Source organism: Actinomadura madurae (assembly GCF_900115095.1).
Taxonomy (GTDB): domain Bacteria; phylum Actinomycetota; class Actinomycetes; order Streptosporangiales; family Streptosporangiaceae; genus Spirillospora; species Spirillospora madurae.
The window spans coordinates 648,363-670,327 of record NZ_FOVH01000001.1 but is presented as its reverse complement, the minus strand read 5'-3'; the positions used below and the strand labels follow the sequence as shown (position 1 = coordinate 670,327).

20 protein-coding genes are annotated in these 21,965 nt (G+C 74.2%); 7 read left to right on the top strand and 13 right to left on the bottom strand.

Translation table 11 applies throughout. The features are described 5' to 3' along the window. From BM339_RS03195 to BM339_RS03180, 4 genes are all read left to right on the top strand, one after another. Positions 1-780 (top strand): thiazole synthase, encoded by a 780-nt coding sequence (locus BM339_RS03195; RefSeq protein WP_021597176.1) that lies wholly within the window; start codon positions 1-3, stop codon positions 778-780. Between the two features lie 146 nt (positions 781-926). Continuing rightward, the gene (locus tag BM339_RS03190; RefSeq protein ID WP_083597211.1) at positions 927-1,895 is read left to right on the top strand and encodes a DMT family transporter; all 969 of its coding nucleotides are present in this window, start codon (positions 927-929) and stop codon (positions 1,893-1,895) included. Between the two features lie 36 nt (positions 1,896-1,931). Then, positions 1,932-3,845 carry a Stk1 family PASTA domain-containing Ser/Thr kinase gene (gene pknB, locus BM339_RS03185; protein WP_075019835.1) on the top strand — a complete coding sequence of 638 codons (1,914 nt, stop codon included), beginning with the start codon at positions 1,932-1,934 and terminating at the stop codon, positions 3,843-3,845. Between the two features lie 20 nt (positions 3,846-3,865). Then, a complete protein-coding gene (locus BM339_RS03180; protein ID WP_024936411.1) occupies positions 3,866-4,714 on the top strand; it encodes a deoxyribonuclease IV in 849 nt (282 codons plus the stop codon). A gap of 783 nt (positions 4,715-5,497) precedes the next feature. Here the strand turns inward: BM339_RS03180 and BM339_RS03175 are convergent. The 5 genes from BM339_RS03175 to BM339_RS03155 all read right to left on the bottom strand — a co-directional run bounded on the left by BM339_RS03175 (position 5,498) and on the right by BM339_RS03155 (position 10,513). Continuing rightward, on the bottom strand, positions 5,498-7,207 hold the full coding sequence (locus BM339_RS03175; protein ID WP_256255189.1) for a sodium:solute symporter family transporter: 1,710 nt from the start codon (positions 7,205-7,207) through the stop codon (positions 5,498-5,500). Further along, the gene (locus BM339_RS03170) at positions 7,204-7,617 is read right to left on the bottom strand and encodes a hypothetical protein (protein WP_075019834.1); all 414 of its coding nucleotides are present in this window, start codon (positions 7,615-7,617) and stop codon (positions 7,204-7,206) included. The genes BM339_RS03175 and BM339_RS03170 overlap by 4 nt, the downstream gene beginning before the upstream one ends. Beyond that, entirely contained in the window at positions 7,607-8,404 is a 798-nt protein-coding gene (locus tag BM339_RS03165; RefSeq protein WP_021597170.1) for a LytR/AlgR family response regulator transcription factor, read from the bottom strand. The genes BM339_RS03170 and BM339_RS03165 overlap by 11 nt, the downstream gene beginning before the upstream one ends. Positions 8,405-8,480: 76 nt before the next feature. Beyond that, positions 8,481-9,791: a sensor histidine kinase gene (locus BM339_RS03160; RefSeq protein ID WP_075019833.1), complete on the bottom strand. Its 1,311-nt coding sequence runs from the start codon at positions 9,789-9,791 to the stop codon at positions 8,481-8,483. Positions 9,792-9,889: 98 nt separating this feature from the next. Next, positions 9,890-10,513, bottom strand: a complete 624-nt coding sequence (locus BM339_RS03155) for a sulfite oxidase-like oxidoreductase (protein WP_021599989.1) — start codon at positions 10,511-10,513, stop codon at positions 9,890-9,892. Between the two features lie 256 nt (positions 10,514-10,769). On the opposite strand from BM339_RS03155, the gene aroF reads away from it, so the two are divergent. From aroF to BM339_RS03140, 3 genes are all read left to right on the top strand, one after another. Continuing rightward, a complete protein-coding gene (gene aroF, locus BM339_RS03150) occupies positions 10,770-11,816 on the top strand; it encodes a 3-deoxy-7-phosphoheptulonate synthase (RefSeq protein ID WP_021599990.1) in 1,047 nt (348 codons plus the stop codon). 194 nt (positions 11,817-12,010) lie between these two features. Beyond that, positions 12,011-12,973, top strand: a complete 963-nt coding sequence (locus BM339_RS03145) for a DMT family transporter (RefSeq protein ID WP_021599991.1) — start codon at positions 12,011-12,013, stop codon at positions 12,971-12,973. 40 nt (positions 12,974-13,013) lie between these two features. Continuing rightward, the gene (locus tag BM339_RS03140; RefSeq protein ID WP_075020133.1) at positions 13,014-13,913 is read left to right on the top strand and encodes a DUF5954 family protein; all 900 of its coding nucleotides are present in this window, start codon (positions 13,014-13,016) and stop codon (positions 13,911-13,913) included. A 212-nt stretch (positions 13,914-14,125) separates the two neighbouring features. Here the strand turns inward: BM339_RS03140 and thiI are convergent, their stop codons facing one another. From thiI to BM339_RS03100, 8 genes are all read right to left on the bottom strand, one after another. Next, positions 14,126-15,358 carry a tRNA uracil 4-sulfurtransferase ThiI gene (gene thiI / locus BM339_RS03135; RefSeq protein ID WP_021599911.1) on the bottom strand — a complete coding sequence of 411 codons (1,233 nt, stop codon included), beginning with the start codon at positions 15,356-15,358 and terminating at the stop codon, positions 14,126-14,128. A 118-nt stretch (positions 15,359-15,476) separates the two neighbouring features. Continuing rightward, on the bottom strand, positions 15,477-16,502 hold the full coding sequence (locus tag BM339_RS03130) for a 6-phosphofructokinase (protein ID WP_021599910.1): 1,026 nt from the start codon (positions 16,500-16,502) through the stop codon (positions 15,477-15,479). Between the two features lie 171 nt (positions 16,503-16,673). Beyond that, a complete protein-coding gene (locus tag BM339_RS03125) occupies positions 16,674-17,123 on the bottom strand; it encodes an SCO6045 C-terminal-like domain-containing protein (protein ID WP_075019832.1) in 450 nt (149 codons plus the stop codon). Further along, entirely contained in the window at positions 17,120-17,947 is an 828-nt protein-coding gene (locus BM339_RS03120; RefSeq protein WP_256255188.1) for an MbnB/TglH/ChrH family RiPP precursor modification enzyme, read from the bottom strand. Before BM339_RS03120 ends, BM339_RS03125 begins: the two co-directional genes overlap by 4 nt. Further along, complete coding sequence (locus tag BM339_RS03115; RefSeq protein WP_075019831.1) at positions 17,934-18,920, bottom strand: TIGR04222 domain-containing membrane protein; 987 nt, start codon at positions 18,918-18,920, stop codon at positions 17,934-17,936. Before BM339_RS03115 ends, BM339_RS03120 begins: the two co-directional genes overlap by 14 nt. Positions 18,921-18,992: 72 nt before the next feature. Then, positions 18,993-19,631: a response regulator gene (locus tag BM339_RS03110; protein ID WP_081842893.1), complete on the bottom strand. Its 639-nt coding sequence runs from the start codon at positions 19,629-19,631 to the stop codon at positions 18,993-18,995. Between the two features lie 33 nt (positions 19,632-19,664). Further along, positions 19,665-20,849 carry a MacS family sensor histidine kinase gene (macS, locus tag BM339_RS03105; RefSeq protein ID WP_235206564.1) on the bottom strand — a complete coding sequence of 395 codons (1,185 nt, stop codon included), beginning with the start codon at positions 20,847-20,849 and terminating at the stop codon, positions 19,665-19,667. Between the two features lie 152 nt (positions 20,850-21,001). Further along, on the bottom strand, positions 21,002-21,736 hold the full coding sequence (locus BM339_RS03100) for a lysophospholipid acyltransferase family protein (protein WP_021600358.1): 735 nt from the start codon (positions 21,734-21,736) through the stop codon (positions 21,002-21,004). Between the last annotated feature and the right edge of the window lie 229 nt (positions 21,737-21,965).

The following is a 21,965-nucleotide window of genomic DNA, read 5'->3' as shown; positions in this document are numbered from 1 at the left end:
ATGGCGACGACCACCGACCCGCTCGTCATCGCGGGCACCGAGCTCGGCTCCCGGCTGATCATGGGCACCGGGGGCGTGCCCAGCATGCGGGTGCTGCGGGAGGCGCTCACCGCGTCCGGGACGGAGCTGACCACGGTCGCGATGCGGCGGGTGGACCCGTCCGCGCGCGGCTCGGTGCTGGACGTGCTGAACGACTGCGGCATCCGGGTGCTGCCGAACACGGCGGGCTGCTTCACCGCCGGGGAGGCCGTCCTGACGGCCAAGCTCGCCCGCGAGGCACTCGGCACGGCCTGGGTCAAGCTCGAAGTGATCGCGGACGAGCACACGCTGCTGCCCGACCCGATCGAGCTGGTGGAGGCCGCCGAGCAGCTCGTCGCCGACGGGTTCACCGTGCTGCCGTACACCAACGACGACCCGGTCCTCGCGCAGCGCCTGGAGCGGATCGGCTGCGCCGCGGTGATGCCGCTCGGCTCCCCCATCGGCTCCGGCCTCGGCATCCGCAACCCGCACAACATCGAGCTGATCGTCGAGCGGGCGGGCGTGCCGGTGATCCTGGACGCGGGGCTCGGCACCGCCTCCGACGCCGCCCTGGCCATGGAGCTCGGCTGCGACGCGGTGCTCCTCGCGACGGCCGTGACCCGCGCGCGGCACCCGGACCGGATGGCCGCCGCGATGCGGCACGCGGTGGAGGCCGGGCGCCTCGCCCGCCTGGCCGGGCGGATCCCGAAGCGCCGCTACGCGCAGGCGTCCTCCCCCTTCGAGGGCCTCTCCACCTCGTAGCGACGCTAAAGGTTCCCCTGTAGAAGTATTCGCTGGACCTGAACACTCCGTGCCGTGAGACTGGGCCGGTCCACCGACGGCCCTGCCGCAACCCGGCAGGTCGCTTCGGTGTTCATGGAAACGACCCGAACCTAAAGGTGCGAGACATGCAGCAGGACAGCGGACGCGTCGACAAGCGCGCCATGGCGGCCGCCACGATCACGGTGGTGTTCTGGGCGTCGGCCTTCGTCGCGATCCGCAGCGCCGGCGCCGAGTACAGCCCGGGCGGCCTCGCCCTCGGCCGGCTCCTCTCCGGGACGGTCGTGCTCGGCGCGCTCCTGCTCGTCCGGCGCGAGGGACTGCCGCCCAGGGGCGCCTGGCCCGGCATCGTCACGGCGGGCGTCCTGTGGTTCGGCGCCTACATGGTCGCCCTGAACTGGGGCGAGCAGCTGGTGGACGCGGGGACCGCCGCCCTCGTCGTCAACATCGGGCCTATCCTCATCGCGCTCCTCGGCGGCTGGCTGCTGAAGGAGGGCCTTCCTCCCCGGCTGCTGGCCGGCATGGCCGTCTCCTTCGCCGGCGCCGCCGTGGTCGGGCTGTCGATGTCCGGCGAGGGACGCGCCTCCGTCGGCGGGGTACTGCTGTGCCTGTTCGCGGCCGTCACCTACGCGGCGGGCGTCGTGAGCCAGAAGCCCGCGCTGCGGCACGCCTCGGCGCTGCAGTTCACCGCGTTCGCGTGCGCGATCGGCGCGCTGGCCTGCCTGCCGTTCTCCGGGCAGCTGGTCTCCGAGGCCGCGCGCGCCCCGGCCGGCGCCACCCTCAACATGGTCTACCTGGGCGTCTTCCCGACCGCGATCGCGTTCACGACCTGGGGATACGCGCTGGCCCGCACGTCCGCGGGGAAGATGGGGGCCACCACCTACGCCGCCCCCGCCCTCGTCGTCGCGATGTCGTGGCTGTTCCTCGGCGAGGTCCCCGGCCTGATCACGCTGGCCGGAGGCGTCCTGTGCCTCGCGGGCGTGGGCGTCTCCCGCAGCACCCGCTCCCTCCGCCGCCGCGTCCCGCCCGTCACTCCGGAACCGGCCGTCCCGGCGAAATCCCCCCCGGGGCTCATCGATGCTCATACTCGCGAGTGATGAGAACCTCGCCGGTTCGGCCGTAAACTCGCACCGATGGACGCGACGGTTGCCGATCCACTCGTCGGGCGCGTGCTCGACGGGCGCTACCGCATTGAGTCCCGCATCGCGCGCGGCGGCATGGCCACGGTCTACGTGGCCCGCGACATCCGGCTCGACCGGGTCGTCGCGATCAAGGTGATGCACGCCGGGCTCGCCTCCGACGAGGACTTCGTCGCCCGCTTCATCGGCGAGGCCAAGGCCGCCGCGGCGCTGTCCCACCCGAACGTCGTCGCGGTCTACGACCAGCGCACCGACGGCGAGCACACCTTCCTGGTCATGGAGTACGTCCCGGGCCACACGCTCCGCGACGCGCTGAACTCGCTCGGCCGGCTCGGGCCGCGCGCCGCGCTGGAGATCATGATGCCGGTGCTGGCCGCCCTCGGCGCCGCGCACCGCGCCGGGCTCGTGCACCGCGACGTCAAGCCGGAGAACGTGCTGATCACCGAGGACGGCCAGGTCAAGGTCGCCGACTTCGGCCTCGCCCGGGCCGAGACCGCGAGCAAGATGACCAAGACCGGCATGATCATCGGTACGGTCGGCTACCTGGCCCCCGAGCAGGTGCTGGCGGGCAACGCCGACGTCCGCTCCGACGTGTACGCGGCCGGGATCATGCTGTTCGAGCTGATCACCGGGCACCTCCCCCACCAGGGCGACACGCCGCTCGCCGTCGCCTACAAGCACGTGAACGAGACCGTCCCGCCGCCGTCCAGCGTCGTCCCGGCCCTGCCCCCGCAGGTGGACGCCCTGGTCACCGACGCGACGAGCCACGACCCGGCGCGCCGCCCGCACGACGCGAACCAGTACCACGCCGAGGTCGCCGAGGTGTTCGGCGGCCTGCCCCGCGACTTCGACCGCCGCGTCGAGGAGGCCTCGCGCAACCCCACCAGCGTGTTCGAGGCGCCGCCCCAGGGGCGCACCGCCGTCCTCGACGCGACCACGATGCCGGCCGAGACACCCCGGCGCACCCGCACCGACCGCGCCATCGGGGTGCTGACCGGCCGGTACGTCCTGGTCGCCATCGGCACGCTCGCCGCGGTGATCCTCGGCTGGGCGGTCTGGTACCAGACGTCCGGCCAGTACGAGCACGTCCCGTCGTCGATCATCGGGATGAAGCTCGCCGACGCCCGCGACCAGCTGGAGTCCTCCGGCCTGGAGGTGCGGACCGCCAAGGCGGTCTACGACGACCGCATCCACAAGGGCGGCGTCGCCAAGTCCGACCCGCCCGCGGGCTCCCGCATCGCCAAGGGCGAGCCGGTCACGCTGACGCCCTCGAAGGGCATCACGCCGATCGAGGTGCCCGACGTCCGGGGCAAGACCCTCCCGGAGGCCACGCAGACCCTGGAGGACAAGGGCTTCAAGGTCGGCCGGACGAGCAACAGCCCCTCGCAGACGGTCGCCAAGGACAGGGTCATCGGCACCGACCCCGACGCCGGCGAGAAGCGCTCCCCCGACGACCCGGTCGCCGTCGTCATCTCCAGCGGGATGTCGATGCCCGACCTCGTCGGCGAGAACGGCGACGCCGCCGCCAACCAGCTGCGCTCGATGGGCCTGGACGTCACCGTCAAGAAGAGGCAGGTGGACGGCAAGGAGCCGAACACGGTGATCGAGCAGGCCCCCGGCGAGGGGACCGGCGTCTCCCGCGGCGACGACGTCACCATCGTCGTCAACAAGCGCGACTGCATCGTCGACGCGGGCCCCTTCCAGTTCGGCTGCGACGACGGCGAAGAGAAGAAGGTCCCCGTCCCGGACATGACCGGCCGCAGCGTGGACGACGCGAGGCGCGCCCTGGAGGACTCCGGCTTCCGGGTCAACGTGGCGGGCTTCGGCGGCGACAGGGTCCGGTTCCAGTCCCCGAACAGCGGCGAGGCCCCGCGCGGCTCAACCGTCACGATCTTCCGGGGCCCGTGACCGGCTAGGCTGAACCGGCCATGACCTCACCGAAGAGCCCCGTCGGGGCGCACGTTCCCGTGGCCGGCGGCCTCGCCACCGGCGGCCTGAAGTACGCCGCCGAGATCGGCGCCGAGGCGATCCAGGTCTTCGTCGCCAACCCGCGCGGCTGGGCCCTCCCCGAGGGCAAGCCCGCCGAGGACGCGAAGCTCCTGGAGCAGGACGTCCCCGTCTACGTCCACGCCCCGTACCTGGTGAACTTCGGCTCCCCCACGCCCGAGACGCTGGCCAAGTCCCTCGCCACGGTCCGCCATTCCCTCACCCGGGGCCGCGCCATCGGCGCCCGCGGCGTCGTCGTCCACACCGGTTCCGCGGTGACCCAGACCTACGACGCGGCCATGGCGCAGATCCACGAGCACGTCCTCCCCCTCCTCGAAGAGATCCCCGAGGACGGCCCCGACCTCCTCCTGGAGCCCATGGCGGGCCAGAACAACATGCTCTGCGCCAAGGTCCAGGACCTCGGCCCCTTCTTCGAGAAGCTCGAACACCACCCGAAGCTGGGCGTCTGCTTCGACGCCTGCCACGCCTTCGCCGCGGGCCACGACCTGGCCGCCCCCGGCGGCGTCAAGGACACCCTCGACGCCCTTGTGGCCACCGTGGGCGAGGGCCGCCTCAAACTGATCCACGCCAACGACAGCAAGGACCCCTGCGCCTCCGGCCGGGACCGCCACGAGAACATCGGCGCCGGCCAGATAGGCGAACCGCCTTTCGCCGACCTCTTCCGCCACCCCGCCGCGGCAGGCCTCCCCTTCCTCATCGAAACCCCAGGCCGAGCCCCCGCCCCCCACGCGAAAGACATAAAAACCCTGAAACACCTACGCGACACCTGACCCACCAGGCCCGGGGCACAAGTGCCAGGGCCAGAGCGCCAACCTTGAGCCCCCGGTCCCCTGGTCTAGCCGCAAGGGGCGAGCCAAGCGATCCGGACCACCCCGCCCCCCGCCACGCCGACCGCGCCCACTCAACAACCTCAGAGGTTGCGATCGCGCCCGAAGCCAGGGGCGAGCAAAGCGAGACCCGATCGCGCAGCGAGCCGCAAGGCGAGCCGAAGCGATCGGATAACCCGCACCCGCGGAACCACCAGCACCCACTACTGCACCGCCCCCAGCCCCCACCGCAACCACGCGACAACCTTGGGGCCGCGATCGCGTCCGAAGGCAGTTTCGAGCGAAGCAAGAAACTGATCGCGCAGCGAGCCGCAAGGCGAGCCGGAGCGATGCCAGCGATCGCCCGCTTTTATCGACGATGGAGGGCGCCCAGCGCCCGAAGGAGGAGAAAAAAGCAATAAATACGAGCTCGGGCGCCGCTGGACAACCCCCCGACTGTTCAGCGACGCCCGAGCCACAGGCCGCCGGATCCCACCCCCCCGGTACGGGATCCCGCGACTCACGATCCGGGTGAACCGGATCTCCGGATTTGCTCTTGCGGGAGGGTTCGCGGCCGGGGGCCGCCCGCCCCTCCGGAGCGGTGTGTCATTGAGAACACTAGAGGTGTGATGCCACGGTTGGACCCCTGGGAAGCACAAGGCTCGGTAAACGGTGCGTAGTCATAGACATGCGTAGCGTAGTCACGCGGTGAGCGGTCGGTTCGGGGGGACGAGCGGCCGCCGTGCTTCAGTGCGCGGGCGCGTCCTCGGGGAGGTGCAGCTTTCTCAGGGCGCGGTCGGCGCCGCGGGGGACGCGGTGGCGGGTCAGCAGGGACACCGCGACCATGGCGGTGAAGGCGGCCGGGACGACGATCAGGGCGGGCGCGGTGACGAGGGCCGCCGTCCAGCCCGTGCCGGCGCCGTGCAGCAGGCGGACGATGCCCGCGGTGACGGCGGCGCCGGCGCCGAGGACGAGTCCGGCGGCGGCCCCGGCGGCGGTGAGGCCGCGCCACCAGATGCCGAGGACGAGCAGCGGGCACAGCGTGCACGCCGAGACGCAGAGCGCGGTGGTGACGAGGCCGGCGGCGCTCTGCGGGCCGATCCTCGGCAGCAGGACGAGCGGTGCGCCGAGCGCGAGGACGACGCCGGCGCGGAAGGCGGTGATCCCGCCGCGGCGGACGCCCTGCGCGATCGTCCCGGCGATGGCGACGGCGAGCCCGCAGGACGTGGAGATGAACGCGGCGAAGGCGCCGGCCGTGATGAGGCCGGTGAGCAGGGCGCCGGCCGGTCCGGGCGTCATCCGCTGCGGGAGGAGCAGGACGGTCGCGTCGGTGTCGCCGGTCATCAGCAGCTCGGGCGCGTAGACGCGTCCCAGTGCCGCGTAGACGGTGGGGAAGACGTAGAACAGCGCGAGGAGGACCGGGATGAGGGCGGCCGTGCGGCGCGCGGCGCTCCCGCAGCCGTTGGTGTAGAAGCGCATCAGGATGTGGGGCAGCCCCATGGTGCCGAGAAGGACGCCGAGGAGCGCCGAGTAGGTGCCGAACAGCTCGTGGTCCTCGTCGCGGCCGAACGGCGTCGCCCACGCGTCGTCGGCTTGCAGGGGCAGGCGTTCGGCATGGGGCACGGCCGCGCCCTCGGGAAAGACCACCTCGGTCTCCCTGCCGATGGTGTGCCGGCCCTCGGTGAGGGTCACGGGCTCGCCATGGCGGCGGAGGCCGTCCAGCCTGCCCCGCGCGGTGACGGTGACCGGCACGGGGACGGTCACCGCGACGTCGGTGCGCACGTGGACGCGCGTCGTCCGGTCGAACCGCGGCGGGCCGTCGCCGAGGGGGGTGGGGGCGCCGTGCAGGTGCCAGGCGCCGAGCAGCGCCGCCGCGGACACCGCCACGGCGGCCAGCTTCACCCAGAACTGGACGGCCTGGACGGAGGTGATGCTCCGCATCCCGCCGCCGGAGCCGACGAGCAGGAACGTGACCGCGACCACGACGGCCCAGCCGACCCAGACCGGGGCGCCGGTCAGCACGCGCAGGGTGACGCCCGCCCCCTGGAACTGCGGCAGGAGGTAGAACCAGCCGATGCAGCAGACGCAGCAGGTGACGATGCGCCGCACGGCCGGGGAGCCGAGCCGCCATTCGGCGAAGTCGGAGACGGTGTAGGCGCCGGACCGGCGCAGCGGCGCCGTCACGAACGCCAGGAGCAGGACGTACCCGGCGGTCGCCGCGACCGGGAGCCACAGCATGTCGGCCCCGTAGGCGAGCACCAGCCCCGCGGTGCCGAGGAACGCGGCGGCGGAGATGTACTCGCCGCCGACCGCGGAGGCGTTCCACCAGGGGCTGACGCCCCGCGAGGCGACCCGCAGGTCGGACGTGGCGCAGGCCGAGCGGCGGGCGTGCGCGCCGAGGACGGCGGTCATGCCCAGCAGGGCGGTGAGCGCCGCCGCCGCGGCCGCCGCGGTCACCGCGGTCCCGCCGTCCCGGTGAGCTCGCGCTCGGCGCGTTCGGCCCGTCTCAGCTGGTGGAACGCCACCGCGATCCAGACCGGCTGGATGCCGAGCGCCAGGACGGCGCAGGACAGCGGGACGCCGCCCACGCGCGCCCGCGCGACCGCCGGGACGAGCGCCAGCAGCGCGGGCAGCCCCGTCACCACGGCCATGACGAACGCGCCGGTGCCGAGGGCGATCCGCAGCTGGGCGCGGATCAGGGCGCGCGCCTCCGCCTCCCCGGTCCGCGGACCGGGCGGCGCGCACGGCCGGCCGGGATGGGACGGGTCGCCCGGGTCGGCCCCGGACGGCTCCGGAGCGGTCGCCGGAGCTTCCGGCGGTGCGCCGCCGGAAGCTCCGGCGGTCACGGCGCGGCGCTCATCGCCCATCGCCGGCCTCCCCCGGGAGCGCGCCGTCCTCGCCCGGCTGGTGGAACCGGCGGACCAGCAGGTCGCGCACCTCGCGGGTGTGGCGGCGGCTGACCTGCAGCAGCTCGTCCCCGATCTGGACGGCCGCGCGGCCCCCGTCGAAGCGCAGCTCGGTGATGTGCGCGGACGCGACCAGGGTGCTGCGGTGGATGCGGATGAACCCGGCGCCCTCCCACCGCTTGGTCAGCACCGACAGCGGCATCCGGACGAGGTAGCCGCCGTCGGCGGTGTGCAGCCGGACGTAGTCGCCCTGCGCCTCGACGTGCGTGACCGTCCGGCGGGAGACGAGCCGGGTCCGCCCGCCGAGCTCGACGGGGATCATCTCGTCGGCGGGGTCGGGGGCGGCCTCCTCGGCGGGCGGGGCCGGGCGGTGCGCGGCCGCCGCCACCCGGCGGACCGACTCGGCGAGCCGCTCCGGCCGGACGGGCTTCAGCAGGTAGTCGAGCGCGCCCAGCTCGTAGGCGGTGACGGCGCAGTCGTCGTGCGCGGTCACGAACACCACGTGCGGCGGCTCGGCGAAGCCGGTCAGGAGCCGGGTGAAGTCGAGCCCGTCGAGGCCCGGCATGCGGATGTCCAGGAACACGGCGTCGAGGTGCTCTCCCTCCACGAGCATGCGGCTCAGGTCGCGCAGCGCGGACGAGGCGTCCCCCGCGCCAGTGACCCGCCCGATCCGAGAGTCCCTGCGGAGCAGGTACGTCAGCTCCTCCAGGGCGGGGCGTTCATCGTCGACCGCGAGGACGTGAAGCATGGGGGTGACTTTGCCGCGATTACCGTCTGTCCGCAATCGATTCCATGAAGTGAGTACCGCCCCCGGCGGCGGGGCGTCATTCCGGAAACACGCCGGGACGATACTTCGGGACGCGCAGATTGACCTTGGTCCCCGCACCGAGAGCGGTCTCGACGGTGAGCCCGTACTCGTCGCCGTAGACCTGGCGCATGCGCTCGTCGACGTTCGCGAGCCCTATGCCGGGGCCGCCGTCCTGCCGGGCCCGGGTCACCACGCTGCCCCAGCCGGTCGGGCCGGGGCGGCCGAGCGGCGCGGAGAGGATCTCCTGGAGCCGCTCGGGGTCCATGCCGACCCCGTCGTCCTCGACGCTGATCGCGGCCTCGGCGCCCGAGTCGCGCGCCACGATCGAGATGTGGAACGCCTCGCGCTCCCCCGCCATGCCGTGCCGGATGGCGTTCTCCACGAGCGGCTGGAGGGCGAGGAACGGGACGGCGACCGGCAGCACCTCCGGCGCGATCTCGACCCGGCAGCGCAGCCGGTCGCCGAACCTGGCCCGCTCCAGCAGCAGGTAGCGGTCGAGGGAGCGCAGCTCGTCGGCGAGGGTGGTGAAGTCGCGGGGGTTGCGGAAGGAGTAGCGGGCGAAGTCGGCGAAGTCGAGCAGCAGCCCGCGGGCCCGGTCCGGGTCGGTGCGGACGAACGAGGCGATCGTGGTCAGCGAGTTGTAGACGAAGTGCGGGGAGATCTGGGCGCGCAGCGCCCGCCGCTCGGCCTCGGCGAGCCGGACCCGGGCGGAGTCGAGCCCGGCCAGCTCCAGCTGCCCGGTGACGAGGCGGGCGGCCTCGCCGACCGCGCGGACGCGCGCCGCCGACGGGCCCTCCCAATAGGCGGCGAGCGCCCCCTCGACGCGTCCCTCGACGGTGAGCGGGGCGACCATCGCCGCCCGGACGCGGCACCCCGCGGAACCGCAGGCGAGCACCTCGGGCGCGATGACGCGGGGCCGCGCCGACGCGAGGACGGGCAGGACGTGCCCGACGGCGTCGGCGGCGTGGGCGCCGCGGCCCGCGCCGTCCCAGGCCAGCAGCCGGGGCGCGTCCCGTCCCGCGCCCTCGCCGGGGCCGGCGCCGCCGTCCGGGCCGGCCGGGGGGCGCACCGCGACGAGCGCGACCGCCTCGGCGCCGAGCAGCGCGCGGAGCCGCCGGGCCGCCGGGCGCGCCGCGTCCTCCGTCAGCCCGGCGCGCAGGGACGGGGCGGCGCGCGCCACCAGGTGGAGCGCGGCGAACGCCGCCGCCTCGCCCGGATCGGCGTGCGCGCGGCGCGGCGGGGGGAGCCGGCGGCGCAGCGCCCCGACCCCGGCGGCACCGGCGGCCGTGGCGCTCGCGACGGCGTCCGCGACGGACGGTATGCCCATGGCAACGTACGGTAACGGCTGCCGCCCGTCCAGGAGCGGTCGTTGCCCATTTACGAAGGTCTCGGATCGGCCACGGCCGCGCCCCGGCGGGCCCTCCGTCACAGCGGGGGCGACTCGCCCTCGTCCTCCTGGTAGGAGTAGCGCTGCTCGTACCACGGGTCGGCGACGTTGTGGTAGCCGCGCTCCTCCCAGAAGCCGCGCCGGTCCTTCACCAGGTACTCGACGCCGCGGACCCATTTCACGCTCTTCCACGCGTACAGGTGCGGGACGACGATGCGGACGGGGAAGCCGTGGTCGGGGCTGAGGCGCTCGCCGTCGCGGTGGGTGGCGAACATCGTCCCGTCGGCGAGGAAGTCGCTCATCCGGATGTTGGCGCTGTAGCCGTACTCGGCCCAGACCATCACGTGCGTGACGTCCGGCGCGGGCGGTGCCAGCTCCACGAACGCCGTGCCCGGGACGCCCTCCCACTCGTTGTCCGGGATCGTGAACTTGGTGACGCAGTGGAAGTCGGCGACCGACCGCTCCCTCGGCAGGGCGTCGAACTCGTCCCAGCTCCAGCGGTGCTGCTCCCCCGACTCGGTCGCGCCGAAGACCCGGAAGTCCCAGTCGTTGGGACGGAACTTCGGCACGGGGCCGTAGTGCAGGACGGGCCAGCCCCGGGGGACGTACTGGCCGGGCGGCAGATCGCGCGGCCGCGGTGCGGGCTGTTCGGGGTTGGTCATGACGCGGCCATCCTGCCATCCGGAGTGAGCTGAGCCATATCCGGGGGTCCGTGCGGGCCCCCGTCCCGGCGATCGGCTACGCTGAACCCGTGCGCAACGTCGTGTATCTGTTTTGGTTCGACCAGCCCGGACGGCTGGTCTGCCAGACGCTGCGCTGACAGACCACAGGCGAAAGCCCCGGGCCGGCCGGCCCGGGGCTTTCGTCGTCCCAGGGGCGGAGCCGGGTTCCCGGGCGTAGAGGAGAGGCAGCACACCCATGGTCGTCGTCATGGCCCCGGAGGCCAGCGAAGCGGATATCAAGGCCGTCGTCTCACTGGTCGAGACGGCGGGAGGCGACGCCTTCGTCAGCCGCGGGGTGGAACGGACCATCGTCGGGCTGGTCGGCGACGTCCAGCAGTTCGGCTCGCTGAACCTGCGCGGGATGCGGGGCGTCAGCGACGTCATCCGCATCTCGGCGCCGCACAAGCTGGTGAGCCGCGAGAACCACGCCGAGCGCTCGGTCGTCCGGGTCGGCGGCGTGCCGATCGGCCCCGGAACCATGACGCTGATCGCCGGCCCGTGCGCGGTGGAGACCCCCGAGCAGACCCTCGGCGCCGCGCAGATGGCGCAGGCCGCGGGCGCGACGCTGCTGCGCGGCGGCGCGTTCAAGCCGCGGACGTCGCCGTACGCGTTCCAGGGGCTCGGCGAGGCCGGGCTGCGCATCCTCGCGGACGTCCGCGCGGAGACCGGCATGCCGATCGTCACCGAGGTCGTGGACGCCGCCGACGTCGAGCTCGTCGCGTCCTACGCGGACATGCTGCAGATCGGCACCCGCAACGCGCAGAACTTCGCGCTGCTGCAGGCCGCGGGCGAGTCCGGCAAGCCGGTCATGCTGAAGCGCGGGATGAGCGGGACGATCGAGGAGTGGCTGATGGCCGCCGAGTACGTCGCGCAGCGGGGCAACCTCGACATCGTGCTGTGCGAGCGGGGCATCCGCACGTTCGAGCGGGCGACCCGCAACACCCTGGACATCTCCGCGGTGCCGGTGGCGCAGCGCCTCTCCCACCTGCCGGTCATCGTGGACCCGTCCCACTCGGGCGGCAGCCGCGACCTCGTCCTGCCGCTGACCCGCGCCGCCATCGCGGTCGGCGCCGACGGCGTGATCATCGACGTGCACCCGCACCCGGAGACCGCGCTGTGCGACGGGCCGCAGGCGCTGGTGGACGGTGATCTGCGCGAGCTGGCCAAGGTGGTCCGCGACCTGCCCCCGCTCGTCGGCCGCACCCTCACCCAGGCCCAGGACCCGGACGCCGTCCCCGCCTGATCCGCCGCCGCGGTATCGTCCCTTCCATGGCTTACTGGGCACCTGATTGCGGGCCGCCGCGCTCCTGACGGGGCGCGGCGACCGCAACTCCGCTGACGACCGGCACGGCCCGGCGCCGATCCGCGCGCCCGGCCGCGTCGTCCTGCGCCCCGGATCCGGAACCCCCTTCCGATTCGAGCTCAGGAGCCTTCTCCGTGTCACAGCACACGTCTCTTCGGCGTGCGACCGAAAAGCACGCTTCCTCCCGTAACCGGCGCGGCGGCGCCGACGTCCTGCTGGCGGCGTCCCTGTGGGGGACGACCGGGACCGTCCGCACCTTCGCCGACGGCGCGTCCCCGTACTCGATCGCGGCGATCCGCATCGTCGTCGGCGGCCTGCTGCTGCTCGGCCTCGCCGCGTCCACGCGCCGCGGCGCCGGGCTGCGCCGGCTGCTGCGCGAGCGCCGCAACCTGCCGCTCATCGGGCTGGGCGCGGTCGCGATCAGCGTGTACCAGACGGCCTTCTTCGTCGCCGCCGGGCGGACCGGCGTGGCGGTCGGCACCGTCGTCACGATCGGCGGCGCGCCCGTCTTCGCCGGCCTGATCGGGCTGGTCGTCCGGCGGTCGGCGCCGACGGGCCGCTGGATGCTCGCGACCGCCGGCGCCGTCGCGGGGTGCGCCCTGCTCGTGGGCGGCGGCCGGGACGCGGGCGCCGAGCCGCTCGGCATCGCGCTGGCCCTGCTGTCCGGGCTGTCGTACGCGGTGTACGCGACGGTGGCGTCCGTCCTCATCACCCGGGGCGAGGAGGACCGGGCCGTCGCCGGTGCCCTGTTCGGCACCGCGGCGGTCCCGCTCTTCGGGGTGCTGCTGGCCGGCTCGACGAGCTGGCTGGCGACGGGGACGGGCGCGCTCATCGCGCTCTACCTCGGCGTCGTCACGACGGGCGGCGGCTACCTGCTGTTCGCCCGGGGCCTGCGCACGACCCCCGCCACCACGGCGACGACGCTGACCCTGGCGGAGCCGGCGGTGGCCGCGGTGCTCGGCACCGCCGTGCTGGACGAGCGGCTCGGCGGCGCGGCGCTGGCCGGTCTCGTGCTGCTGGCGGTGAGCCTGGTGGTCCTCGTCGCGCCCGTCCGGCGGCGTACCACCGGAAAACGCGGCGGTAACGAATTGGTCTGAACCATTGGCCGGGCCGGGCGCGGCGAGGATGATGGCCGGCATGACAACGGGCGATGGTGACGCCGGGGGGCGGCTGTTCCCGGAGGATCTGGACGGCGTCGACCCGGTCGCCGCCGTGATGCTGGCGGACGCGTGCCGCGCCGCGTCCGCCTACCCGGAGCCGGTGGTGGTGGGCGCGCTGTTCACGGCCGCCGAGCGCGTCCCCGGCGGCTGGCAGATCGTGTGCCCGTGCGACCCGCTGCCGCAGGGCGCGCGGGAGCTGCTCGCCGTCCATCTGGAGGACCTCGCCGCGCTGTGCGGCGGCGCCGAGGCGCGCGTCCTGCTCGACGCGGCCCGGACGCTGCAGCGCGCACCGTCCGACGAGGTCGTCGCGGGCGCGCGGCGGTTCCGGATCGTGCGGATCGAGCAGCTGGTCCGCACCGGCCCGGACGGGCCGGAGCCGCCCCGGCCGACGGACCTGGACCCGCTGCCCGCCCGCCGCGTCCCGCTCGGCCGCCCGTACGACCTGCTGCCCGACGACGGCCCGGCGGCCGGCGGCGCGGCGGCCGAGCTGCTCCACCGGGTGCTGGACACGGCCGCCGCCGGGGGCGCCGAGCCGCCCGGCGCCTTCCTCACCCCGGTCGCGCTGGCGCCGGTCTTCACGGTCGCCGAGCGCGGCGAGAAGCGCTGGCGCCCCGTGGGCCGGCTGTACGACGCGCCGCAGCAGGCCCGCGACTCGCTGGTCACCTACTTCCGGCACGTGGTCCCGGCGGTGGAGAGCCCCGCCGCGACGGACCTCGAACGCTTCGCGGAGGCGGCGGAGCTGATGGAGGCCGAGACCCGCCGCAACGGCATCGCCGTCGCGGGCCGCCGCTTCCGCATCGTCCGCATCGAGCGCATCACCCTGATGGGCCCGGACGGCCCCGAACCCCCGCGCGCATCGGACTTCGACGCCCGCTGAGCGACGGGCGGAGCGGAGCGCCAGCGAAGCGGAGCCCGCCGCTCAGCGGGCTGCTCTTCCCCGGGGGGTGTGGGGGGTCGCCCCCCACAATGAATCGCTGAGCGACGGGCGGAGGCAAGCGCCAGCGGACCGGAGCCCGCCGCTCAGCGGGGCCGCTCTTCCCCAGGGGGTGTGGGGGTCGCCCCCCACAATGAATCGCTGAGCGGGTGTGTTCAGGCGGGTTGGTCGGTGTAGGCGGGGCGGTGCTCCTGGACGGACTCGGCGAGCTGGTCGGCGAGTTCGCCGACGTCGAGGCGCTTCTCGATGCGGTGCAGGTCGTCGATCTTGGCGCGGGTCTCGGCGCGGCGGGGCGCGAGGATGGTGCAGCAGTCCTCGTCGGGCAGCTCGGAGATCGACAGGGTGCGGATGCGGCGGGCCTGGTCCATGATCTCGATCTTGTCCATGCCGACGAGCGGGCGCAGGATGGGCAGCTCGACGGCGTCGTCCAGCGCGGTGATGTTGGCGAGGGTCTGGCTGGACACCTGGCCGAGCGCGTCGCCGGTGATCAGCGCGGAGCCGCGCAGGCGGCGGGCGAGGACCTCGCCGGTGCGCAGCATCAGCCGGCGCTGGGCGATCACCGCGAGCCGGTCGGCGCCGGACGACTTGATCTGCTGCTGCGCCTTGCCGAACGGCACGACGAACAGCCGCGACCCGCCCTGGAACTTGTCCAGCTCGCGGACGAGCGCGTACGCCTTGTAGATCGACTCGGGGCCGGTGAAGGGCATGCCGGAGAAGTGCAGGTAGTCCACGCGCAGGCCGCGCCGCATCATCCGGTACGCGGCGACGGGCGAGTCGATGCCGCCGGACATCAGCACGAGGGCGCGGCCGCTCATCCCGACCGGCAGGCCGCCCTGGCCAGGCAGGCCGCCGGAGTAGACGAACACCTCGTCCCGGTCGACCTCGATCGACAGGGTGTGCTCGGGGTCCTTGAGCTTGACGGGCTGGCCGTAGCGGGCGGCGACGAGCGCGCCGACGTGCCGGTCCAGCTCGGTGGAGGTCATCGGGAAGCGCTTGTCGCGGCGGCGGGACCGGACGGCGAACGTCCCGGTCCGGCCGTCCATCAGCTCCAGGGCGGCGCGCTCGACGCTGGCGAGGTCCTTGCCGACCCGCCAGGCGCGGTGCGCCCAGACGATGCCCATGACGTCGGTGATCCGCTGCGCGACCCGCTCCATGGTGGCCAGGTCGGCGTCGTGCTTGCGGACGATGAACACGCCGTGGCGGCGGACGACGTCGACGCGGGCGATGGGGCGGACGGCGTTGCGCACGTTGTCGGCGAGGCGGCGTTCGAACTGCTCGCGGTTCTTGCCCTTGAGGACGACCTCACCGAGCTTGAGCAGCACACACGGCTCGCCGTCCACGGGCGACTGCTCCCGGACGTCCGCCGGCGCGGTGTCGAGCGTGGTCATGCGTGGTCCTCCTGGCGGGAACAAGTCGGGGTCGAAGCCAGTGTCGCCCAAAAAGGCCGACACCGCGAACGGGTAACGGCGCGCGCGAGGCGCGGCATTCCCGCCAGGAGGGCCGCGGTCAGCCGAAGAAGACCTCGGACTCGGAGTAGCGCTCCAGCGGGACGGTCTTCAGCTCCTTGGTCGCCTGGTCCAGCCCGACGCGGACGATGTCGGTGCCCTGCAGCGAGACCATCTTGCCGTAGTCGCCGTCCTTGACCGCGTCGATGGCCTGGAGGCCGAAGCGGGTGGCGAGGACGCGGTCGAACGCGGTGGGCGTGCCGCCGCGCTGGATGTGCCCGAGCACGGTGGCGCGGGCCTCCTTGCCGGTGCGCTTCTCGATCTCGTCGGCGAGGGCCTGGCCGATGCCGCCGAGCCGGACGTGCCCGAACGCGTCGCGCTCGCCGGTCTGCAGCTGCATCTGCCCGTCGATCGGGTGGGCGCCCTCGGACACCACGATGATCGGCGCGTACCGGGTCTTGAACCGGCTCTCCACGTACTGGCAGACCTTCTCGATGTCGAAGGGCCGCTCGGGGATCAGGATGACGTTGGCGCCGGCGGCCATCCCGACGTGCAGCGCGATCCAGCCCGCGTGCCGGCCCATGACCTCGCAGATCAGCGCGCGGTGGTGGCTCTCGGCGGTGGTGTGCAGCCGGTCGACGGCCTCCATGCCGATGTTCACCGCGGTGTCGAACCCGAAGGTGTAGTCGGTCGCGTTCAGGTCGTTGTCGATCGTCTTGGGGACGCCGACGACGTTGACGCCGTTGGCGTACAGCTCGCGCGCGACGCCGAGGGTGTCCTCGCCGCCGATGGCGATCAGCGCGTCCACGCCGAGCCCGGCGAGGTTGTCCTTGATCCGCTCGATGCCGCCCTCGACCTTGACCGGGTTGGTCCGGGACGAGCCGAGGATCGTCCCGCCGCGCGGCAGGATCCCGCGCACGGCCTGGACGTCGAGGGCCACGGTGTCGCCTTCGAGGGGGCCGCGCCAGCCGGCCCGGAAGCCGACGAACTCGAAGCCGTACTCCTGCACGCCCTTCCGGACGACCGCGCGGATCACCGCGTTCAGCCCGGGGCAGTCGCCGCCACCGGTCAGCACTCCGACGCGCATGCCGCCACCTTCTCCAGACACCGCTCTCCTCCCTCGATCGACATGCTCAGACTAGCCGCCGGCATGCGGCGGCGCGGGCTTTCGCCGGGTGTCCCCGGCGCGCCGCCATTGGTCTAGACCATAGCCCGTCCGCGGGGCCGCCGGCACACCCTTCGGCCGCACGGCCCGAGGTCAGCCCCGCGAGCCGTCGCGGAACGTCCGGACCCGTCCGCGGAACTGCACCGCCACTCCCCCGCCGACCCGCCGGACGGCGAGCCGGCGCGGCCGCGGCGGGGACGCGCCGTCGTACGACCAGCGGGCCTCGGCGAGAGTCAGTTCCCGCGCCGCGTCCTCGGAGAGATCGTCGCGGTGCGACCGCGCGAAGTCGAAGCCGTCCCGGAAGGACCCCCGGGTGGGCCGCTCGGCCGCCCAGCGGGCGAAGACGGCCATCCAGGACGTCCCGTACGAGCCCGCCAGCGCGGGCCAGGCGCGGGCCGCCTCCCCCGCGCGCTTGAGCAGGATCCCGTGCGCGGCGGCCCGGACCGCCCCGGCGTCGAACCCGGCCGGCATGGGCCCGCCGGCCGTCATCGCCCGCACGAGCGCCTCCTGCGCCGCCGCCAGGTCCGCGTCGAAACCGCTCATGTGACCGGCCGCGCCCCGGAGGCGGCGGCGATGGCGTCCAGTTCGGCCTGGAGCTCACCGGCGGGCGGGTAGCGGCCGTCGCGCTCCAGCAGGAAGCCGGGCGGGCGGTGCCGGGCGCACAGCTCGCCGATCAGGTCCAGCACCTCCGGCGGGACGGCGGCGGCGTGCGTGTCGTGGTAGCGCCCGCCCTCCTCCGACCCGCCCGCGACGTGGCAGTACGCGATGCGGTCGAGGGGCAGCCGGTCGAGGAGGGCGGCGGGGTCCTCGCCGCGGTTGCGCGCGTTGGCGTACACGTTGGCGACGTCCAGCAGGAGGAGGGCACCGGTGCGGTCCAGCAGCTCGGTCAGGAAGTCGCCCTCGGTGTACTCGGCGTCCGGCCAGTCGAAGAGCGTGGCGATGGGCTCGACGGCCAGCGGGACGGGCAGCTCGGCCTGCGTCCGGCGGATGTTGGCGGTGAGCGCGTCGAGCGCGGCCCGGGTGCGCGGCACCGGCAGCAGGTGCCCGGCCTCGATGCCGCCGGCCCGCACGAACGCGATGTGCTCGCTGACCAGCGGGGCGCCGAGCGCCTCCGCGCAGGCGGCCAGGTGCGCGACCCGCTCGGCGGCGACCGGCTCGGCGCCGCCCAGCGACAGCTTCACCCCGTGCGGGACGACTCTCACCCCGCGGTCGCGCAGCGCGAGCAGGTCGGGCGCCGGATGCGCCGGGTGCACGGACTCGGCGATCACCTCGGTGAAGCGCAGCCCGGGCACCGCGCCGACGAACCCGGCGATCTCCGGCCGCCACCCGATCCCGACGCCGAGGTCCGGCAGGTCAGCCGCCGCCACCGCAGCCTCCTCCCCCTCCTCCGCCGCCGCCACCGCAGCTCCCGCCGCCGCCACCGCCGCAGCTCCCGCCGCCGCACGAGCCGCCACCGCCGCAGGACGACGACGAGCACACCGAGGCGGTGGACGAGCAGGACGAGCCCACGTACCCGCCCGAGGTGGCCGCGACGCCGGTCAGCTCCAGGTACCGGCCCAGCCCGGCGCTCTGCGCGAACATCGGGTCGAACGCCATCAGCGCGGCCGTGCCGAACAGCGCGACGCCCATCAGCACCGCCGGCGCGGCGATCCCGGCGTACACCGGCGTGATCGCCGGGTCGAGGTGCGGGTTGGACTCCTTGACGCGTTCGACGGCCCGCGCCCCCTCCTCCGTCCGCTCGTCGCCGGAGCCGAGCATGACGCCCCCCGCGATGGCGAGACCGAGCAGCGCCGCGATGGGGAGCAGGACGCCCGGGAACCCGCCGAACACGTCGGTCATGACGAAGCTCCCGAAACCGACTAGAACCCATCCGTAGAGGACCGGCGGGAAGATCCGCAGCCGGCGCCGCGCGCCCTCCGGGACCACCATGCCCTGCGCGACCAGCCCGTCCCGGAGCTGGTCGAGCGCGGCGCGGACGCCGGCGTCCGCGGTGAGCCCGGCGAGCGTGGAGCCGCCGCCGACGATCGCCGCGTAGACCGCCGCGTCCAGCGGCTTGCCCGCGGCGCGCGGGCCGTCGCCGACCGGCGCGGTCGCCACCAGCCCGCCGTCGGCGTAGGCGTCGACCGCGCGGTCGAGCCGCAGCGCCGTCACCGACGCGGCGATCGCGTGCCGCCCGCCGCCGTGCAGGTAGGCGACCTCGTAGGGGTGCAGCTCCCGGCTCGGAGGCCCGCCTTGGATCAGCTCGGCCCGCATCCTCCGCAGGACCGCCAGCAGCACGAGGCCGACCAGGATGTGGGCCGCGAGGAACCCCAGGCCAAGCCCCCAGATCTCGTCCATCATGGCGTGCTCCCGTTCCGACGCACGTTCGCATGATCAGACGCCCGCGCCGCCGCGCAGGTTCATCCCGGCCCGCTACTCCTCCTCGTCCAGGCCCTTCTCGATGGCGTAGCGGACGAGTTCGACCCGGTTGTGGAGCTGGAGCTTGCCGAGGGTGTTCTGCACGTGGTTCTGCACCGTCCGGTGGGACAGGACGAGGCGCTGCGCGATCTGCTTGTACGTCAGGCCCTTCGCGACGAGCCGCAGCACCTCGGTCTCGCGCTCGGTCAGCCGGGGCGCGTCGTCGTCCTCGCGGGCGGGCGCGGCGGCGAGGCGGCGGTACTCGCCGAGGACGAGCCCGGCGAGCCCGGGGGTGAAGACGGCGTCGCCCTCGCCGGTCCGCCGGACGGCGTCCAGGAACTCCTCGCGGGCGGCGGACTTGAGCAGGTAGCCGGTGGCGCCCGCCTTGACCGCCTCCAGGACGTCCTGCTGCTCGCCGCTCGCCGACAGCACCAGCACCCGGACGGGCGGGTCGGCCGCGGCGAGGCGGCGGGTCACCTCGACCCCGCCGATGTCGGGGAGCTGCAGGTCGACGACGGCGACCTGCGGGCGCGCGGCGGCGGAGACGCGGACGGCGGCGCGGCCCTCCCCGACCGCCGCGACCACCTCGTGACCGGCCTCGGCGAGGTCGCGGGCCACCGCCTCGCGCCACATCGGATGGTCGTCCACGACCATGACCCGGAGGGGAACGTCGCTCACGGTCACACCCTAGGCCGGGACGGCCGGGCGCGGCACGGTCATCTCGATCTCGGTCCCCTCGCCCTCCGCGGTGAAGACCGTCACCGTGCCGCCGAGGTCGGCGATCCGGCCCCGGATGGACTGGGCGACGCCGAGCCGCCCGCCGGCCGCCGCCTCCTCCAGCCGCCCGGCGGGCATCCCCGGCCCGTCGTCGCGGACGCTGACCGTGACCCCGCCGTGGCCGTCCTCCAGCAGGACCCACGCGCGGGCGCCCGCGCCGCAGTGCCGCCGGACGTTGTCCAGCGCCGCCGCCACCGCCGCCTCGATCTCGCGGGCGGCGTGCGCGGGCAGCCGGACCTCCGTCGCCGGCGTCGACACCGTGACGGACGTGGACGCGTGCCCGGTCAGCAGCGGGCGCAGATCGGTGTCGCCGCCCGGCCGCGCCGGCGCGGGCGCCGCGGGGCCGGCGCCGATGAGGGACCGCAGCGCCGCCTCCTGCTCACCCGCCAGCCGGCCCAGCTCGGCCGCCTCGCCGCCGAGCTCGCCGCCGCGCCGCTGCACCATCGCCAGCACCTGCAGCACCGAGTCGTGGATGCGGCGGGCCAGCCGCTCCCGCTCCCGGGTGGCCGACTCCAGCTCGACCGCGCGCGCCAGCCGCGCCTCCGCGTCCAGCGCCAGCCGGACGACGTGCCCGACGACGAGCCCGGCGAGGAACAGCAGCACGATCCCGTTGAACGTGGTGGTGCCGATGCCGCCGCTCGTCCCGGCGAACACGTGCACCAGCAGGTTCGCGGCGGCGAGGACGAGCGCCGCGGCGATCCCGCGCCGCCGCCCGCCCGCGACCGCCCACGTCAGCACCGCCGCCGCCACCCACGACACCGGCAGCGTCGGCCGGCCGGCCGCGATGTTGGCCGGCGTCTCCACCCATGCCGTCGCCAGCACGCAGCCCGCCGCGACCGCGAGATCGGCGGCCAGCAGCGGCCGCCCGCGGCGGCGCGGATCGCTGAAGGCGAACACGGCGTAGCCCGTCCACACCGCCATGACGGCGAGGACCGCCCACCCGCCGAGCGGATGCGCGTACTCGCCGGAGTTCATCGCGATCACGACGGCCGCGTAGCAGAGGGCGAGCCCGCGGTAGACCGCCACGGCCCGCCACAACGCCGTCTCCAGGCCCATCAGCCCCGGCACGGACGTTCCCCGATCCACTCCGCTCATCCCGACTCCCCGCGAGGGGCCCCCACCCCCCGGCTCGCCTCGCTCAACCCGATCACTGTGGGGGGACGACCCCCCACACCCCCCGATTCGCTCCGCTCAACCAATCACTGTGGGGGGACGACCCCCCACACCCCCCGATTCGCTCCGCTCTTTCAACCCCGGTCGGCCAGGCCTCCGTCGTCCTCCTCCGGCCGTACCTCCTTGCCGGACATCTCCGCCTTCACCTCGGCGGCGTACCGGTCCACGTACTCCTGGCCGGACAGCTCCCTGATCGTCCGCATGATCTCGTCGGTGATCTCGCGGAGCACATCGTGGTCGTCCTCCTGCCCGTAATAGCGGGAGAAGTCCATCGGCTCGCCGAACCGGACACCGGGCCGGACGCCGAGCCGCGGGTACGGCCTGCCGGGCGGCATCAGCGCGAACGTGTTGATCATCGCCATCGGGATCACCGGGACGCGGGACTTCAGCGCCAGCCGCGCCACCCCCGTCTTGCCGCGGTACAGCCGCTCGTCGGGGGCCCGGGTGCCCTCCGGGTAGATGCCGAGCAGCTTGCCCTCGCCGAGGATCCGCAGCCCGGTCTGCAGCGCCGCCTCCGCCGCGTCCCCGCCGGTCCGGTCGACCGGCACCACGCCCACGCCGGTGAAGAAGCCCTTGCTGATCAGGCCCTTGATCCCCCGGCCGGTGAAGTACTCGCCCTTGCCGATGAAGTAGATCGGCCGCATCAGCGGCAGCGGCCCGAAGAAGTGGTCGGCGAACGACAGGTGGTTGCTCACCATCAGCGCCGGGCCCCGCTTCGGGACGTTGCGCATCCCCCGGTTCCGCGGCCACCATCCGAGGTACAGGATCGGGGACAGGACGATCCTCAGCAGGATCCAGAACCAGAGCATGCGGGCACCTTCCTCGGACCGGGCGCCCTGGGGGCGGGCACGCTTCCGGTCCTGGCCGACGGGGAGATGATGGGACATCCTCCCACTCCCCGTCCCGCCTATCTACCGGCCGGTACCGCGCGGCGGAACCCGGCCGCGCCCCGGCGGCGGGCCGGGAATGAACGTAGGCTCTGAACGGTAGAACTCAATCGGATGCGCTCGAGGGCTTGTCCCGGGCGGCGCAGCGAAT

Coding starts and splice junctions, on each gene's coding strand:
- BM339_RS03160 (WP_075019833.1), bottom strand. CDS start 9,791: ATGGGCATACCGTCCGTCGCGGACGCCGTCGCGAGCGCCACGGCCGCC.
- thiI (WP_021599911.1), bottom strand. CDS start 15,358: ATGACCACGCTCGACACCGCGCCGGCGGACGTCCGGGAGCAGTCGCCC.
- BM339_RS03165 (WP_021597170.1), bottom strand. CDS start 8,404: ATGCTTCACGTCCTCGCGGTCGACGATGAACGCCCCGCCCTGGAGGAG.
- BM339_RS03130 (WP_021599910.1), bottom strand. CDS start 16,502: ATGCGCGTCGGAGTGCTGACCGGTGGCGGCGACTGCCCCGGGCTGAAC.
- BM339_RS03195 (WP_021597176.1), top strand. CDS start 1: ATGGCGACGACCACCGACCCGCTCGTCATCGCGGGCACCGAGCTCGGC.
- BM339_RS03125 (WP_075019832.1), bottom strand. CDS start 17,123: ATGAGCGGTTTCGACGCGGACCTGGCGGCGGCGCAGGAGGCGCTCGTG.
- BM339_RS03100 (WP_021600358.1), bottom strand. CDS start 21,736: ATGCTCTGGTTCTGGATCCTGCTGAGGATCGTCCTGTCCCCGATCCTG.
- BM339_RS03110 (WP_081842893.1), bottom strand. CDS start 19,631: ATGGTCGTGGACGACCATCCGATGTGGCGCGAGGCGGTGGCCCGCGAC.
- pknB (WP_075019835.1), top strand. CDS start 1,932: ATGGACGCGACGGTTGCCGATCCACTCGTCGGGCGCGTGCTCGACGGG.
- BM339_RS03140 (WP_075020133.1), top strand. CDS start 13,014: ATGACAACGGGCGATGGTGACGCCGGGGGGCGGCTGTTCCCGGAGGAT.
- aroF (WP_021599990.1), top strand. CDS start 10,770: ATGGTCGTCGTCATGGCCCCGGAGGCCAGCGAAGCGGATATCAAGGCC.
- BM339_RS03170 (WP_075019834.1), bottom strand. CDS start 7,617: ATGGGCGATGAGCGCCGCGCCGTGACCGCCGGAGCTTCCGGCGGCGCA.
- BM339_RS03115 (WP_075019831.1), bottom strand. CDS start 18,920: ATGATGGACGAGATCTGGGGGCTTGGCCTGGGGTTCCTCGCGGCCCAC.
- BM339_RS03190 (WP_083597211.1), top strand. CDS start 927: ATGCAGCAGGACAGCGGACGCGTCGACAAGCGCGCCATGGCGGCCGCC.
- BM339_RS03155 (WP_021599989.1), bottom strand. CDS start 10,513: ATGACCAACCCCGAACAGCCCGCACCGCGGCCGCGCGATCTGCCGCCC.
- BM339_RS03180 (WP_024936411.1), top strand. CDS start 3,866: ATGACCTCACCGAAGAGCCCCGTCGGGGCGCACGTTCCCGTGGCCGGC.
- macS (WP_235206564.1), bottom strand. CDS start 20,849: ATGAGCGGAGTGGATCGGGGAACGTCCGTGCCGGGGCTGATGGGCCTG.